Here is a 15931-nt window from a genome sequence, read left to right on the forward strand (position 1 = left end):
ATGGCGAAGGGGGTTATCCTTCTGGCGGCAGGCGGAACGGGCGGACATCTGTTCCCGGCCGAGGCGCTGGCACATGAACTGACCAGTCGCGGCTGGACGGTGCATCTGGCGACGGACGACCGCGCCGAGCGCTTTGCCGGGCAGTTCCCGGCGGCCGCCATCCATCCGATCCAGTCGGCGACGATGGGCTCGAAGAATCCCTTTGCTATGCTCGCCGCGTTTTGGAAAATCTGGCGTGGGGTTAGGCAGGCATCCGCCGTCATCGCCAGCATCAAGCCCGCCATCGTGGTCGGCTTCGGCGGCTATCCGACACTGCCGCCGCTTTACGCGGCGACCCGGCGCAAGGTACCGACGCTGATCCACGAGCAGAATGCGGTCATGGGCCGCGCCAACCGGGCGCTCGCCGGCCGCGTCGACGCCGTTGCCGGCGGATTCCTGCCGGAAGACATCAGTGCCACTGGCGCAAAGACGGTGACCACCGGCAATCCGGTCAGGCCGCAAGTATTGGAGGCCGCGAATACACCCTATGCTGCTTCGGCCGGCGAAGAGCCGTTCCGGTTTCTGGTATTTGGAGGCAGCCAGGGCGCGCAGTTCTTTTCCGACGCGGTGCCGGCGGCGATCGCCCGGTTTTCCGATGCACAGCGTAGGCGACTGGCGATCACGCAGCAGGCCCGCGCCGACGATGTGGGGCGGGTGAGAGCCGCCTATGCCGCGCTTGGCATCGAGGCCGAGGTGTCGCCCTTCTTCACCGACATGGCGGCGCGGCTCGCGGCGGCGCATCTGGTGATGTCGCGCTCCGGCGCGTCGACCGTATCGGAAATCGCGGTGATCGGCAGGCCGGCGCTGCTGGTGCCTTATCCCCACGCGCTCGACCACGACCAGGCGGCGAATGCGGCGGCCCTTGCCGCAGCGGGTGGCGCCGAGGTGCATCCGCAATCCACGCTTTCGGTGGAGCGGATCGCTGCGCTTGTCGGCGGGCTGATGGATGATCCAGGCAGGGCGGCGACAATGGCTGCGGCGGCGAAATCGTCCGGTAAACCGGATGCCGCGCGGTTGCTCGCCGATCTGACAGAGGCTATTGCGTCCAGGAAATCCGTTTCGGAATTCAGGAAGGAGACGCACGCATGAAGATGCCACAGACGATCGGCCTCGTGCATTTCATCGGCATTGGCGGCATCGGCATGAGCGGCATCGCCGAGGTGCTGCACAATCTCGGCTACAAGGTGCAGGGATCCGATCAGGCCGACAGCGCCAATGTGCAGCGGCTGCGCGACAAGGGCATCGAATGCTTCGTCGGCCACCAGGCCGAGAACCTCGGCGAGGCCGAAGTGGTCGTCGTCTCCACCGCAATCAAGAAATCAAACCCGGAGCTGAAGGCGGCGAGAGAGAAGTTGCTGCCGATCGTGCGGCGCGCCGAAATGCTGGCCGAGCTGATGCGCTTCCGGCAGGCGGTCGCGATCGGCGGCACGCATGGCAAGACGACGACGACTTCGATGGTGGCGACGCTACTCGATGCCGGCGGGCTCGACCCGACGGTGATCAATGGCGGCATCATCAATGCCTATGGCACCAATGCCCGCATGGGCGACGGCGAATGGATGGTGGTCGAGGCCGACGAGAGCGACGGCACCTTCCTCAAGCTGCCGGCCGAGATTGCCGTCGTCACCAATATCGACCCCGAGCATCTCGACCATTACGGCTCCTTCGACAAAGTGCGCGAGGCGTTTCGCCAGTTCGTCGAGAATGTGCCGTTCTACGGCTTTGGCGTGATGTGCACCGACCATCCCGAGGTGCAGGCGCTGGTCGGCCGCATCGAGGACCGGCGCGTCATCACCTATGGCGAAAATGCGCAGGCCGACGTGCGCTTCACCAATCATCGCATGGATGGCCCGACTTCGGAATTCGACGTGGTGATCCGCGACCGCAAGACGCACGGCCAGATAACGATATCAGGTCTGCGGCTACCGATGCCCGGGCGCCACAATGTCTCCAATGCGACGGCGGCGATTGCCGTCGCGCACGAGCTCGGCCTTTCGGCTGAGGCAATCAAGAAGGGTCTGTCGTCCTTCGCCGGCGTCAAGCGGCGCTTCACCCATACCGGTTCGTGGAATGGCGTCGATGTGTTCGACGATTACGGCCATCATCCGGTCGAGATCACGGCGGTACTGAAGGCTGCGCGCAGCGCTACCAAGGGTCGCATCATCGCCGTTACCCAACCGCATCGCTTCACCCGGCTGCGCGATCTGTTCGACGAGTTTTCCGTCTGCTTCAACGACGCCGATACGGTAATGGTGGCGCCTGTCTATGCGGCCGGCGAGGAACCGATCGACGGCGTTACGTCCGATGCACTGGTGTCGCGCATCCGCTCCGGCGGCCATCGCGACGCACGCTACATCGAAGGTCCGGCGGCGATTGCGCCGATCGTGCGCGAGGTGGCGAAGCCGGGCGATTTTGTGGTCTTCCTCGGTGCCGGCAACATCACCCAATGGGCCTATGCGCTGCCCAAGGAACTCGGCGGGACCATCACATGACGCGCGGCCAGGCGTTGATCGAGAAGCTTGGCGACCGGCTTGCCGGACTGCGCGGCCGCATCACGCCCAATGCCGAGATGGACAAGATCACCTGGTTTCGAGCCGGCGGGCTCGCGGACGCATTGTTCCAGCCGGCCGACGAGGACGATCTTGCCACGTTCCTGAAGGCGGTGCCGGAGGAAATTCCGCTGACCATCGTCGGCGTCGGCTCGAACCTGCTTGTCCGTGACGGCGGCATTGCGGGCTTTGTCATCCGGCTTTCGGCCAAAGGCTTTGGTGAGACCGAAGTTATTGCGCCGACCACGATCAAGGCGGGCGCTGCGACACCCGACAAGCGCCTTGCGGCCGTCGCCTATGAGGCCGGCATCGGTGGCTTTCATTTCTACCACGGCATTCCCGGCGCCGTTGGCGGAGCGCTGAGGATGAACGCCGGCGCCAATGGCGTCGAGACGCGCGAGCGCGTGGTCGAGGTGCGGGCACTCGACCGCAAGGGCAATGTTCATACGCTGAGCAATGCCGATATGGGCTATGCCTATCGCCATTCATCGGCGCCGTCCGGGCTGATCTTCACGTCGGCGCTGCTCGAAGGCGTTCCCGAGGACAAGGCGGCGATCAAGGCCGCGATGGATGCTGTCCAGAACCATCGCGAGACCGTGCAGCCGATCCGCGAAAAGACCGGTGGCTCGACCTTCAAGAATCCCGAGGGCACCTCGGCCTGGAAGGAAATCGACAAGGCCGGCTGCCGCGGCCTGATGGTCGGTGGGGCGCAGATGTCGCCGATGCATTGCAACTTCATGATCAACACCGGAACGGCCACAGGCTACGAGCTTGAATATCTCGGTGAGACGGTGCGCGCGCGTGTGCTCGAAAAATCGGGCATCCGGCTGCAGTGGGAGATCAAGCGCATCGGCAATTTTCGGCCGGGCCATGCTGTCCAGGAATTTCTCGGGCAGTTGCTTTAGGCAAGCCGACCGCCGTTGCCTTTCGGACTCATGAATTCACATTTTGCTGCCGTTTTTGCGGAAAGTGAATCCATCGGAATCGTAAGCACTTGCCAGCGAATCAACTCTCTGATTCTCTGCCCTGAAGCGTTTCCTGATTTGAGTCGTTTCGACGCGTTACTCGCGTTTCCGTCTGGGGGGCAACCTGCCGGGAGACTCGGACTCAATGTTGCGGAAACAAGGGAGCGAAGTTGCTCGGGCGCATTTGAGTGCGCGCGATGCTTTTCGGGGCATGCACGATGGTGCAGGCCTGCTGTGAGAGGAAATGACGGGGAATGACAAGCAAGCATGTGGCCGTCCTTCTGGGGGGATTCTCGTCCGAGCGGCCCGTGTCCCTGTCGTCGGGTAAAGCCTGCGCCGATGCGCTCGAGGGAGAGGGCTACCAGGTCACCCGCGTCGACGTCTCGCGCGACATCGGCTCGGTGCTGGGCGCGCTCAAGCCTGACGTCGTCTTCAATGCGCTGCACGGCCCCTTCGGCGAGGACGGCACCATCCAGGGCATCCTTGAGTACCTCGCCATTCCGTACACCCATTCCGGCGTGCTTGCCTCGGCGCTCGCGATGAACAAGGAACAGGCCAAGAAGGTCGCCAAGGCGGCCGGCATTCCGGTGGCCGAATCGAAGGTGGCCAATCGCTTCGCCATCCAGAACAAGCACCCGATGAAGCCGCCCTATGTCGTCAAGCCGGTCAATGAAGGGTCGAGCTTCGGTGTCGTCATCGTCCATGAAGGCCAGTCGCATCCACCGCAGATCATCGGCTCGTCCGAGTGGAGATATGGCGATACGGTGATGGTCGAGCGTTATGTGCACGGGCGGGAATTGACGTGCGCGGTGATGGGCGATGTGGCGCTCGGTGTCTGCGAGATCATCCCGACCGGCCATTCCTTCTACGACTATGATTCAAAATACGTCGCGGGAGGATCAAAACACGAATGCCCGGCAAAACTTTCACCGAATATTTACCAAAAAATACAGACACTGACGCTCAAGGCTCACCAAGCTATCGGCTGTCGGGGCGTTTCCCGGTCGGACTTCCGTTATGACGATCGTCACTCCGAAAACGGCGAAATTGTCTGGCTCGAGGTCAACACCCAGCCGGGCATGACGCCGACGTCTTTGGTGCCGGAAATCGCCGCGCAAGCGGGACACTCGTTCGGCGATTTGTTGAGTTGGATGGTGGAGGACGCTTCGTGTCTGCGTTGAAGTGGGGACAGGGCAAGGGGAAGGGCGCGGCCGGGCCGGCGCTGTTCGGCATGCCGTTGTCGTTCGACCATTTCGTGCTGCCGCGCCTGCTCCGCCGGCCGGTGCGCGTGCTGGCGCGCCTCGGCGAAGGCGACTTCGAAGCGCCGCCCTATTGCGCTGCCATGCTGTCGGCGGCACTGCTTGTTTCGAGCAGTGCCTATGGCGCCTATCTCGGCGGATATTCCGACGCCATCGTCCAGAGTGTCACCGCCCGCACCGGCTTTGCCGTCGACCAAGTCAAGGTCGTCGGCAACCGCGAAACGTCCGAGATCGATATTCTCGACACGCTGGAACTCGACGGCTGGACCTCGCTGATCGGCTTCGATGCCGAAGCCGCGCGCGAACGCATCACCACGCTACCCTGGGTCGAAGCCGCGGCAGTGCGCAAGGTCTACCCGCATACGCTGGAAGTGCGCGTCGAGGAGCGCGAGCCGTTCGCGCTGTGGCAGCAAGGCAGCGCGCTTTCGGTGATCGAGAAATCCGGCACCGTCATTGCGCCGTTCTCCGGCGGCAAGCAGATATTGCTGCCGCTGATCATCGGCACCGGCGCGCCGGCCAAGGCGCCGGATTTCCTGGCCAAGATAAAGAATTATCCGGAGCTTGCCGCGCGGATCAAGGGCTATATCCGCATCGGCGAACGGCGCTGGGATCTCAAGCTTGAAAACGGCATCACGATCAAGCTTCCCGAAGACGGTGAGGATCAGGCGATTGCCGACCTGGTCAGGATGGACCACGAGAACGGGCTTTTGACGCGCGACATCGCCGCCGTCGACATGCGTCTGTCCGATCGTCTGGTCGTCCAGTTGACGCCGGAAGCGGCGACACAGCGCCAAGCCGCGCTCGACGAAAAGCCCAAGATGCTGAAGCGCAAGCCGGAGACGAAGATATGAGCTGGCTTGGCGGCAATAGCGATGCCTCGTCGCGCCGGTCCGGTATCCTGACGGTGCTGGATGTCGGCTCCAGCAAGGTCTGCTGCGTGGTGGCCAAACTCAAGCCGCGCGATGATGGCAAGCTGCTGCGCGGACGCTCGCATCGCGTCCAGGTGATCGGCATCGGCCACCAGAAATCGCAAGGCGTGAAATCGGGCGTCGTCATCGATCTCGACCGCGCCGAGCACGCCATCCGTCTGGCCGTCGACGCCGCCGAACGCATGGCGGGACTGACGGTCGATTCGCTGATCGTCAACATGACTGCCGGTCGGCTGAAGAGCGAGGCTTTTTCGGCCACCATCAATCTCGGCGGCCATGAGGCCGACGAGGCCGACATCAAGCGCGTGCTTGCCGCCGGTGCCAAGCAGGCGCTGCGGGCTGAGCGCGAGGTGATCCATTCGCTTCCCGTTGCCTTTTCGCTGGATGCCGAGCGCGGTGTGCGCGATCCGCGCGGCATGGTTGGCGACCAGCTCGGCGTCGACATGCATGTGCTGACAGGCGATGCAGCGCCCTTGCGCAATCTCGAGCTCTGCATCAACCGCTCGCACCTGTCGGTCGAGCGCATGGTGGCGACGCCCTATGCCAGCGGGCTAGCCGCGCTGGTCGACGACGAGCTCGAAATGGGTGCGGCCTGCATCGACATGGGCGGCGGCACGACGACGATCTCGGTGTTTTCGGAAGGCAAGTTCGTTCACGGCGACGCCATCGCGATCGGCGGCAACCACGTCACTCTGGATATGGCCAAGGGCCTGTCGACCTCGCTCGATGCCGCCGAAAGGCTGAAAGTGATGCACGGCTCGGCGCTGCCTGGCAGCGCCGACGATCGCGACCTGGTTTCAATCCATCCGATCGGCGAGGACGGCGAGGTGCCGTTGCAGATCCCGCGCTCGGTGATGACGCGCATCATCCGCGCCCGCATCGACGAGACGCTGGAACTGCTGCGCGACCGGCTGAACAAATCCGGCTACGGCAATGCGGTTGGCAAGCGTGTGGTGCTGACCGGCGGCGCCAGCCAGCTTGCCGGCCTGCCCGAAGCAGCACGCCGCATTCTCGGCCGCAATGTGCGCATTGGCCGCCCGCTTGGCGTGGCAGGCCTGCCCGAGGCGGCCAAGGGGCCGGCTTTCTCGACGCCCGTCGGGCTTCTGATCTACCCGCAGATGGCGAGCTTCGAGAGCCGCCCGGCGAAGGGAATTTCCGGTCTTCGGATGACCGGAACAGGCGGAAAACTGCATCGAATGAGTCAGTGGTTGAGAGACAGTTTTTAATTTGACGGGGACAGCCCCATAGGCGGCCGCGGCGGCGAAGCGGCGGGAAAGGCAAAGGACGAAGACAATGACCATCAATCTGCAGAAGCCGGACATCACCGAGCTCAAGCCGCGCATCACCGTGTTCGGTGTCGGCGGCGGCGGCGGCAACGCCGTCAACAACATGATCACCGCCGGCTTGCGCGGCGTCGAGTTCGTGGTGGCCAACACCGACGCGCAGGCACTGACGATGTCGAAGGCCGAGCGGCTGATCCAGCTCGGTGCGCATGTCACCGAGGGTCTCGGCGCCGGATCGCAGCCTGAAGTCGGGCGCGCGGCGGCGGAAGAGTGCATCGACGAGATCATCGATCATCTCTCCAACACACATATGTGCTTCGTCACTGCCGGCATGGGCGGCGGCACCGGTACCGGGGCGGCCCCCGTCGTTGCCCGCGCTGCCCGCGAAAAGGGCATCCTCACGGTCGGCGTCGTCACCAAGCCGTTCCACTTCGAAGGCCAGCGCCGCATGAAGACGGCCGACATGGGTATCGAGGAACTGCAGAAATGCGTCGATACCCTGATCGTCATTCCCAACCAGAACCTGTTCCGGCTGGCCAACGACAAGACCACCTTCGCCGATGCCTTCGCCATGGCCGACCAGGTGCTCTATTCGGGCGTTGCCTGCATCACCGACCTGATGGTCAAGGAAGGCCTGATCAATCTCGACTTCGCCGACGTCCGCTCGGTCATGCGCGAAATGGGCAAGGCGATGATGGGAACCGGCGAGGCTTCGGGCGAGGGCCGCGCAATGGCCGCGGCTGAAGCCGCCATCGCCAACCCGCTGCTCGACGAGACCTCGATGAAGGGCGCCAAGGGCCTGCTGATCTCGATCACCGGCGGCCGCGACCTGACCCTGTTCGAAGTCGATGAGGCGGCAACCCGCATTCGCGAAGAGGTCGACCAGGACGCCAACATCATTCTGGGCGCTACCTTCGACGAGGAACTCGAAGGCGTTATCCGCGTGTCGGTGGTCGCCACCGGCATCGACAAATCGGCGGCCGAAATCGCTGCCGCGCCGATCGCCATCCGCGCGGCTCCGCCGAAGCCGGTCAGCCGCCCGGCGGCCCAGGTCACGGAAATGCGCCCGGCGCCTGTCCAGCAACCGATCTATGAACCACGTGCTGCCGATCCGGTCGCCGAGGCCATTCAGCTCGCCGAGGCGAATGCGGCAGCGATGGCGCAGGCCCGCCCGGCAGCGGTCGCGCATGCGGAAGACTTCCGTCCGCAGAGCAAGATTTTCCAGGCGCCTCCCGCTCAGCCGCAACCGATGATGCAGCCGGTGGCTCAGCAAGCGATGCAGCCCGCTCCGCATCGTGAAATGCCGCAGCCGGTTGCCGCGGCACCCCAGCGCATGCCGCGGGTCGAGGATTTCCCGCCGCAGGTGAAGGCCGAAGTGGAAGCCAAGGCCCGCCCGGCCGACCACGAGAACAGCGGCCCCATGGGCTTGCTCAAGCGCCTGACCAACGGCTTGACCCGCCGCGAAGAGGAGCCTGCACGGTTGCAGCCGGCGCAGCCGCGCGAACCGAAACTGCGCCAGGCGCCGGCGGAAGTGCGCCGCCTAGCCAGCCAGGATCCGCAGCTTTACGCACCGCGCCGCGGCCAGCTGGACGAGCAGGGCCGCCTGACGCCGCAGAGCCGGGCTGTCCAGGAAGACGATCAGTTGGAGATTCCCGCCTTCCTGCGCCGACAGGCCAATTGATCTGTTAACGGTTCGTAACAGTTGTTAACAGGCGAGCAGGAAGCTGTTCGCCTGTTGATATTAAAAGCGATTTTAAAACAAGGACTTATGGGGCAATCCCGCGCTGGACCGCAGTTACAACGAGTAAGAAACCGTGATTTGGAGTCTCCCTGCGGGACCATTATCTTCGCGACCGACCAAAGTCGGTTTGCTGGGAGTCTCGGGGAAGTGGCCCTGCCTGCCGATCAATCAAGAGCCGCGCCCTCAGGGCAGATGAAGCGGACCTAGGCAGTACGGGCTATGGGGATTGTTTTGCACGACTATCAGACGACACTCAAATCGCGTGCGACGCTGACCGGCATCGGCGTCCACAGTGGCAATCCGGTCACCGTCCATTTCCTGCCGGCAGATGCCGATACGGGTGTCGTCTTCCAGCTTTCGAATGCAAGCGGAAGCCACGAATTTCGCGCGCTCGTTTCCGAGGTCGGCGCCACCGACCTCTCCACCATGCTTGGCGATCCGCAAGGCGAGCACATCGCCACGGTCGAGCATCTGATGGCCACGCTTTTCGGGCTTGGAATCGACAATCTCGTCATCGAAATCGACGGCCATGAGGTACCTATCCTCGACGGCAGCGCGGTGATGTTCGTCGAGGCCATTGACCAGGCAGGCATCGAAACGCTGCCAGTCAAGCGTCGCTACATCAGGGTGGTCAAGCGTGTTCGTATCGAGAACGGCGCCTGCTGGGCGGAGTTCAGGCCCTATGACGGCACGCGCTTCGAGATCGAGATCGATTTCGAAAGCCCGGCGATCGGGCGCCAGCTTTTTGCATCCGACATGAACGCCGACATTTTCCGCCGCGACGTCGCGCGGGCCCGCACGTTCGGTTTCATGAAGGACGTCGAGCGGCTGTGGGCGGCCGGCTATGCGCTCGGCTCCTCGTTGGAAAACTCTCTGGTGATCGGCGACGACAACCGCGTGATCAACATGGGCGGCCTGCGCTATCCCAACGAGTTCGCGCGCCACAAGACGATGGATGCGATGGGCGACCTGGCGCTCGCCGGTGCCCGGTTCATCGGCTGCTTCCGCTCCTATCGTGGTGGCCACAGGCTGAACGCCGCTGCGCTGCGCCGTCTCTTGTCGGACCGTTCTGCTTTCGAGATCGTCGAGACGACGCGCCGCGAACGCGGCCGGACCGCCGAGATGAGCGCCGTCAACGCACCCCTCTATGCGCCCTGGATGATCTGATTCTTAAGGTCTTACGGCTCCCGTTGCGGTCAAGCTGTGTTGCATGGATGCATCACCGGCCGGCCAAATTACGCAGCTTTCCAGGTGGCGCCAAACCGCCACAAAAATGTGCGATTGGCCGGGGATAGCGTTGCCGGGCAAGGCAATTATGGTTTATGGCTGCTGCCGTCGACTGAAATGACGCCGAAAGGGCGGAATCCAAACATGTTTTTCAAGCGAGCTGGTCAATCGAAGGCGCTGCGGCGGGCTGTTTTCCTGGCGCTTTCGGTGGTCGTTCCATCGCTGTTTCTGTCGGCCTGCATGTCGTCCGAGAAGGACGTCGATCTGTCGACCTATGTCGATCAGACCGAGCCGGCCGACGTGCTCTACAATCAGGGTCTCGCCAATCTGAATGCCGGGCGCCTGCAGGAGGCAAGCCGCAAGTTCGATGCCGTCGACCGCCAGCATCCATATTCCGAATTCGCCCGCAAATCGATGGTGATGGGTGCCTTTGCCGACTACCGTCAGGGCAATTACGACGAGGCGATCGGTTCGGCCAAGCGCTACCTGACCCTCTACCCGTCGACCGACGATGCAGCCTATGCCCAGTATATTATCGGGCTGAGCTACTACCGTCAGATCAAGGACGTCACCCAGGACCAGAAGGAAGCGCGTCTTACCGCGCAGACGATGCAGGACTTGGTGACGCGCTGGCCGACTTCCGAATATGTCGACGATGCCAAGGAGAAGATCCGCTTCGCCAACGATCAGCTCGCCGGCAAGGAGATGCAGATCGGCCGCTACTATCTCGAGCGCCGCGAATACATCGCGGCCGTCAAACGGTTCCGCAACGTCGTGGAGAACTATTCCAACACCCGCCATGTCGAGGAGGCGCTGGCGCGCCTTACCGAGAGCTACTATGCGATGGGGCTGACGTCGGAAGCGCAGACCGCTGCGGCCGTGCTCGGCACCAACTATCCCGACAGCCAGTGGTACAAGGACTCCTACAAGCTCCTGCAGAGTGGTGGGCTCGAGCCGCGCGAGAATGCCGGATCGTGGATCTCCAAGGCCGGGAAGCTGATCACCGGCGCCTGAGCGGCGCGTCACCATGCTCTCCAGGCTGTCGATCCGCGATATCGTTCTGATCGAGAAGCTGGACATCGACTTCTCGTCCGGCCTTTCGGTGCTGACCGGCGAAACCGGCGCCGGAAAGTCTATCTTGCTCGACGCATTGTCGCTGGCGCTTGGCGCCCGCGGCGACGCCTCGCTGGTGCGGCATGGCGCGGCACAAGGCCAAGTCATCGCCGTGTTCGACGTGCCGCGCAACCACGCGGCCCGCATGCTGCTATCCGATAATGCCATCGAGGACGACGGCGACATCATCCTGCGCCGCGTCCAGACGGCGGACGGCCGCACGCGTGTTTTCGTCAACGACCAGCCGTCCAGCGTGACGCTGATGCGCGACATCGGCCGTGCGCTGGTCGAGATCCACGGCCAGCATGACGAGCGCGCTTTGGTCGATCCCGGCGCGCATCGCGAGCTGCTCGACAGTTTCGGCGGTCATCTCGACGCTGCTCGGGCAACCGGCGAGGCGTGGCGGCATTGGCGTACCTGCGAGCAGGAATTTTCACGACACCGGGCCAAAGTCGAGGCAGCTGCCCGCGAGGCCGACTATCTGCGTGCAGCGGTCGCCGAATTGACCAGGCTCGATCCGCAGCCGGGCGAAGAGACGGAGCTGGCCGAACTGCGCGCCGCGATGATGCGAGCCGAAAAGATCGCCTCGGAAATCCACGATGCGCAGGATGTGCTCTCGGGTCCGTCCTCGCCCTTGCCGCAATTGGCCAGCCTGCTCAGGCGGCTGCAGCGCAAGGTGACCGAAGCGCCCGGGCTGCTCGAGGATGTCGTCAAATCGCTCGACGAGGCGATGCTGTCGCTCGACGCGGCGCAGTCGGGCGTGGAAGCAGCACTTCGCGCCACCGAATATGATCCGCAGCGGCTGGAAAAGGCTGAGGAGCGGCTGTTTTCGCTGCGTGCCGCCTCGCGCAAGCACAGCGTCGCCGTCGATGACCTGGCGCAATTGCGTGACACCATGGCTGCCGACCTTGCCGATCTCGACGCCGGCGAGGAGCGCCTGCATGCGCTGGAGAAACAGGCTGCAGCGGCGCGCCAGGCCTATGACACTACGGCGGCCCAGCTGTCGTCGCTTCGCCATGCGGCGGCCGTCGGGCTGACCAAGGCGGTAATGGCCGAACTGCCGGCGCTGAAGCTCGAACGGGCCGAGTTCATCGTCGAGATCGCAAGCGATGCCGAGAGCCGCATGGAAGAAGGTATCGACCAGGTCGAGTTCTGGGTGCGCACCAATCCCGGCACCAGGCCCGGTCCAATGATGAAGGTCGCTTCCGGCGGCGAGCTTTCGCGCTTCCTGCTGGCGTTGAAGGTAGCACTCGCTGACCGGGGTTCGGCGCCGACCTTGGTCTTTGATGAAATCGACACCGGTGTCGGCGGCGCGGTTGCCGACGCCATCGGCCAGCGGCTGGCGCGGCTGGCAAAACGCGTGCAGGTGCTTTCGGTCACGCATGCACCGCAAGTGGCGGCGCGCGCGGCGACGCATTTCCTGATCTCCAAATCGGGCGGGGCCGACCGGGTCTCGACCGGCATCGCCGAGATGGACCGGGCGGCGCGGCAGGAAGAGATCGCACGCATGCTCGCCGGCGCCACCATCACCGACGAGGCGCGCGCGGCGGCCGAGCGGTTGCTGCGGGAGAACATCGCGGCAGCCTAGAGCGGTTCATCACGCCGAACCGCTCTACCTCTTTGTTTTGCGCAATTCCGGACGGAAAACCGTTTCACACTTTTCCTGGAATTGCTCTAGACGAGTTCGTTTCCGGCGCTCGTGACCAGAGTCAGGGCCTGGCTCCATCCTGCTGTTCAGGAATGATTTTCCGTGTCTGGTCTCTCCCTCATGAGAGAATCCTGTTCTATTGTGTCGCGCCACCGTGGAGGGAGCAGTGTATGGACGAAAAACCAGTCGATTCGCTCAGCGAAAGCGAGGCGGCAAGCGAGTTGAAGCGGTTGGCGCAGGAGATCGCCGAGCACGACCGGCGCTACCATGGCGAGGACGCGCCGATAATCACGGACGCGGAATATGACGCGCTGACGCGGCGCAACCTCGCCATCGAACAGCGCTTTCCTGCTTTGCTGCGTGAGGATTCGCCCTCACGCAGGGTCGGCGCGCCGCCGGCGGAAGGTTTTGCCAAGGTGCGCCACGCGGTGCCGATGCTCAGCCTCGCCAAGGCCTATACAGACCAGGACGTCGCGGACTTCATAGAACGGGGCCGGCGATTCTTTGACCGCGACAAGGATCTGAGCATCGCCTTCACGGCTGAGCCGAAGATCGACGGGCTATCGGCTTCCCTGCGGTATGAAGGCGGTGCGTTCGTACAGGGGGCAACGCGTGGCGACGGCGTCGTCGGCGAGGACATCACCGCCAATCTCAAGACCATCGCCGATATTCCCAAGACCTTGAAGGGATCGGACTGGCCCGAGGTCATCGAAATACGCGGTGAGGTCTATATGACCTACGCGGAATTCGAGGCGTTGAAGCAACGCTCGGCGGCGATCGGCGGCCAGGATTACGTCAATCCGCGCAATACCGCGGCCGGGTCGCTCCGTCAGAAGGACCCGTCCGTTACCGCCAGCCGCAACCTCAAATTCTTTGCCTACGCCTGGGGCTATACCTCAAAGGATCCGGCTCCGACCCAGTACGATTCCGTGCAGAAATTCGCGGAGTGGGGGTTCAAGGTCAGCCCGCTGATGGTCCGGGCAAGATCGATCGAGGAACTGGTCGCGCATTATCACCTGATCGAGACCCAGCGCTCATCGCTGGGCTACGACATCGACGGCGTCGTCTACAAGGTCGACCAGTTGGAGTTGCAGCGCAGATGGGGCTTCGTCACCGGCGAACCACGCTGGGCCATCGCCCACAAATTTCCGGCCGAACAGGCGATGACAACCGTGCTGAGGATCGACATTCAGGTCGGCCGTACCGGTACGCTGGCGCCCGTTGCCCGGCTTGCACCCGTCACGGTTGGCGGCGTCGTGGTTGAAAATGTCACGCTTCACAACGAAGATTACATCAAGGGTCTGGACAGCAACGGCCAGCCGATCCGCGACGGCTATGACGTACGTATTGGCGACACGGTGGTCATCCAGCGGGCAGGGGACGTCATTCCGCAGATCGTCAGCGTCGTAGCCGATAAGCGTCCGCCAGATGCCGTGCCCTACGAATTCCCGCACAAATGTCCGATCTGCGGCTCACCCGCAACGCGCGAAATCAACGAGAAGACCGGCAAGGAAGATTCCCGCCGACGTTGCACCGGCGAACTGATCTGCCCTGCGCAGGCCGTCGAAGGATTGCGCCACTTTGTGTCGCGCGGCGCACTGGATATCGAAGGCCTGGGCGCGGAAAACATAGACCTGTTCTTCAATGCCGGGTTGATCAGGACAGCCGCCGATATCTTCACTCTCAGGGACCGCCGTCCCGCCGTCACCAAGGCGCTGGCGGAGCGGCGGGAAGAGCAGGCCAGGCAGCGTGAGGCCGCATCGGGCAAGACGCGCAAGAATGTACGCAGTGTCGAGGAACGCAACTACGACGGCCTCGACAAGCTCTTCGCTGCCATCGACGCTCGCCGCGAACCGGAACTCGATCGCTTCATCTTTGCGCTGGGCATCCGCCATATCGGCGAAACGACGGCCGCTGTGCTGGCCCGAACCTTCTCGACGATCGAGGAGTTGATCCGCATTGGCAAGGAGACAGCAGCGGCAGCCGATCCACACACCGTTTTTCCTTCGATCAACGGCATCGGCGATACGGTGATAGGCGCGCTTCGCGATTTCTTCGGCAATGAACGCAACGACGCCGTGCTTGAAGCGCTGCTCACGCAGGTCCACCCGAGGCCATACATTGTGAACGTCTCAGCCGACAGTGCGGTCGCTGGCAAGACGATCGTGTTTACAGGCACGTTGGAAAAGATGACGCGCCCGGAGGCCAAGGCGATGGTCGAACGTCTCGGCGCGAAGGTCGCCGGCTCGGTTTCTGCGAAGACCGATCTCCTGGTGGCAGGGCCAGGCGCCGGTTCCAAGCTGAAGGACGCGACCAAATTCGGCATCGAGGTGATCGACGAGGACACCTGGCTGCAGCGGATCGGCAAGGGCGGGTGATGGCGGCTGCGTTCAATGGTTTTGGGCAAAAGGCCATTCCATTCCTCAAGGCGCTCGATTTTCATCAGAGCCGGGAGTGGTTTTTGGAAAACCGCGATCTTTTCGAGCGCGACCTGCGCGACCCTTTCGGCGATCTGGTGGAAACGCTCTCCGAGCGCTTCACGGCCGCGGGGCTGGGCTTGCGGGGTGATCGCAAGAAGTCGCTGTTCCGTATCAACCGCGACGTGCGCTTCGCCAAGGACAAGCGGCCCTATAACCGGCACTTGTCGGCGATCCTTTCGCCTGACGGCACCAAGATGGAACAGGGCGTGTTTTACGTCCATATCGGGCTCGAGCGCTGCTTTGCCGCCGTTGCCTGGTGGCAGCCCGGACCCGAGCTATTGCTGGCGCTGCGCAACGCGATCGCGAAGCGGCCCGCTGAATTCCGCACCCTCGTCGCGGCGCTGAAGAAGAACGGCCTCGAGCTCGACCCCGACGGCTGCATGAAGCGCACGCCGCGCGGCTTCGAGCATATCGCCGAGCCCGATCTCGCTGCCGCTATCCGCAACCGCCATTTTGCCGTCCGGCACGCAATCGAGCCCGCGGATATCTACGGAGCTGGATTGGTCGACGAACTCATCGACTTCGTCATGCGGGCAAAACCGCTGCTCGACTGGGGCAGGGCGATCGAAGGCAAAGCTTCGCCGCGCTAGGCACGGAAGCGCGCTTGCCGCGACGCTTCAGCTGTCATTTCCGCTGATCGTTTGCCTCAAGCGAATTGGTGTGACAAGCCGGACCGCCCTCCCTACATAGGCCCTTCC

The 15931-nt window shown here is 63.4% G+C and carries 12 protein-coding genes; all 12 read left to right on the forward strand.

Annotated elements, in window-relative coordinates; translation table 11 throughout:
• The 12 genes from murG to NKH21_RS07005 all read left to right on the forward strand — a co-directional run bounded on the left by murG (position 1) and on the right by NKH21_RS07005 (position 15823).
• Positions 1 to 1128 carry an undecaprenyldiphospho-muramoylpentapeptide beta-N-acetylglucosaminyltransferase gene (gene murG, locus NKH21_RS06950; protein WP_352665943.1) on the forward strand — a complete coding sequence of 376 codons (1128 nt, stop codon included), beginning with the start codon at positions 1 to 3 and terminating at the stop codon, positions 1126 to 1128.
• Positions 1125 to 2531: a UDP-N-acetylmuramate--L-alanine ligase gene (gene murC / locus NKH21_RS06955; RefSeq protein WP_352564485.1), complete on the forward strand. Its 1407-nt coding sequence runs from the start codon at positions 1125 to 1127 to the stop codon at positions 2529 to 2531. The genes murG and murC overlap by 4 nt, the downstream gene beginning before the upstream one ends.
• Positions 2528 to 3493: a UDP-N-acetylmuramate dehydrogenase gene (gene murB, locus NKH21_RS06960; RefSeq protein WP_352863679.1), complete on the forward strand. Its 966-nt coding sequence runs from the start codon at positions 2528 to 2530 to the stop codon at positions 3491 to 3493. The genes murC and murB overlap by 4 nt, the downstream gene beginning before the upstream one ends.
• A gap of 314 nt (positions 3494 to 3807) precedes the next feature.
• Positions 3808 to 4734, forward strand: a complete 927-nt coding sequence (locus tag NKH21_RS06965; protein ID WP_352564487.1) for a D-alanine--D-alanine ligase — start codon at positions 3808 to 3810, stop codon at positions 4732 to 4734.
• The gene (locus tag NKH21_RS06970; protein WP_352863682.1) at positions 4722 to 5663 is read left to right on the forward strand and encodes a cell division protein FtsQ/DivIB; all 942 of its coding nucleotides are present in this window, start codon (positions 4722 to 4724) and stop codon (positions 5661 to 5663) included. The genes NKH21_RS06965 and NKH21_RS06970 overlap by 13 nt, the downstream gene beginning before the upstream one ends.
• Entirely contained in the window at positions 5660 to 6967 is a 1308-nt protein-coding gene (gene ftsA, locus NKH21_RS06975; protein ID WP_023676759.1) for a cell division protein FtsA, read from the forward strand. Before NKH21_RS06970 ends, ftsA begins: the two co-directional genes overlap by 4 nt.
• Before the next feature lie 67 nt (positions 6968 to 7034).
• Positions 7035 to 8705: a cell division protein FtsZ gene (gene ftsZ, locus NKH21_RS06980; protein ID WP_352863684.1), complete on the forward strand. Its 1671-nt coding sequence runs from the start codon at positions 7035 to 7037 to the stop codon at positions 8703 to 8705.
• 279 nt (positions 8706 to 8984) lie between these two features.
• Entirely contained in the window at positions 8985 to 9932 is a 948-nt protein-coding gene (lpxC, locus tag NKH21_RS06985; protein WP_352863686.1) for a UDP-3-O-acyl-N-acetylglucosamine deacetylase, read from the forward strand.
• Positions 9933 to 10136: 204 nt separating this feature from the next.
• Complete coding sequence (locus NKH21_RS06990; RefSeq protein ID WP_352863688.1) at positions 10137 to 11006, forward strand: outer membrane protein assembly factor BamD; 870 nt, start codon at positions 10137 to 10139, stop codon at positions 11004 to 11006.
• A 13-nt stretch (positions 11007 to 11019) separates the two neighbouring features.
• Complete coding sequence (recN, locus tag NKH21_RS06995) at positions 11020 to 12693, forward strand: DNA repair protein RecN (protein WP_352863690.1); 1674 nt, start codon at positions 11020 to 11022, stop codon at positions 12691 to 12693.
• Between the two features lie 230 nt (positions 12694 to 12923).
• Complete coding sequence (ligA, locus tag NKH21_RS07000; RefSeq protein ID WP_352863692.1) at positions 12924 to 15131, forward strand: NAD-dependent DNA ligase LigA; 2208 nt, start codon at positions 12924 to 12926, stop codon at positions 15129 to 15131.
• Positions 15131 to 15823 carry a DUF2461 domain-containing protein gene (locus NKH21_RS07005; protein WP_352863694.1) on the forward strand — a complete coding sequence of 231 codons (693 nt, stop codon included), beginning with the start codon at positions 15131 to 15133 and terminating at the stop codon, positions 15821 to 15823. The genes ligA and NKH21_RS07005 overlap by 1 nt, the downstream gene beginning before the upstream one ends.
• Positions 15824 to 15931 lie beyond the last annotated feature (108 nt).

Source organism: Mesorhizobium sp. M1329, from assembly GCF_040318035.1.
GTDB lineage: Bacteria > Pseudomonadota > Alphaproteobacteria > Rhizobiales > Rhizobiaceae > Mesorhizobium.

Excerpts from the sequence above, each read along its gene's own strand:
- lpxC (WP_352863686.1), top strand. The coding sequence starts at position 8,985 with ATGGGGATTGTTTTGCACGACTATCAGACGACACTCAAATCGCGTGCG.
- recN (WP_352863690.1), top strand. The coding sequence starts at position 11,020 with ATGCTCTCCAGGCTGTCGATCCGCGATATCGTTCTGATCGAGAAGCTG.
- murG (WP_352665943.1), top strand. The coding sequence starts at position 1 with ATGGCGAAGGGGGTTATCCTTCTGGCGGCAGGCGGAACGGGCGGACAT.
- NKH21_RS06990 (WP_352863688.1), top strand. The coding sequence starts at position 10,137 with ATGTTTTTCAAGCGAGCTGGTCAATCGAAGGCGCTGCGGCGGGCTGTT.
- ftsZ (WP_352863684.1), top strand. The coding sequence starts at position 7,035 with ATGACCATCAATCTGCAGAAGCCGGACATCACCGAGCTCAAGCCGCGC.
- murC (WP_352564485.1), top strand. The coding sequence starts at position 1,125 with ATGAAGATGCCACAGACGATCGGCCTCGTGCATTTCATCGGCATTGGC.
- ligA (WP_352863692.1), top strand. The coding sequence starts at position 12,924 with ATGGACGAAAAACCAGTCGATTCGCTCAGCGAAAGCGAGGCGGCAAGC.
- ftsA (WP_023676759.1), top strand. The coding sequence starts at position 5,660 with ATGAGCTGGCTTGGCGGCAATAGCGATGCCTCGTCGCGCCGGTCCGGT.
- NKH21_RS07005 (WP_352863694.1), top strand. The coding sequence starts at position 15,131 with ATGGCGGCTGCGTTCAATGGTTTTGGGCAAAAGGCCATTCCATTCCTC.
- NKH21_RS06965 (WP_352564487.1), top strand. The coding sequence starts at position 3,808 with ATGACAAGCAAGCATGTGGCCGTCCTTCTGGGGGGATTCTCGTCCGAG.
- murB (WP_352863679.1), top strand. The coding sequence starts at position 2,528 with ATGACGCGCGGCCAGGCGTTGATCGAGAAGCTTGGCGACCGGCTTGCC.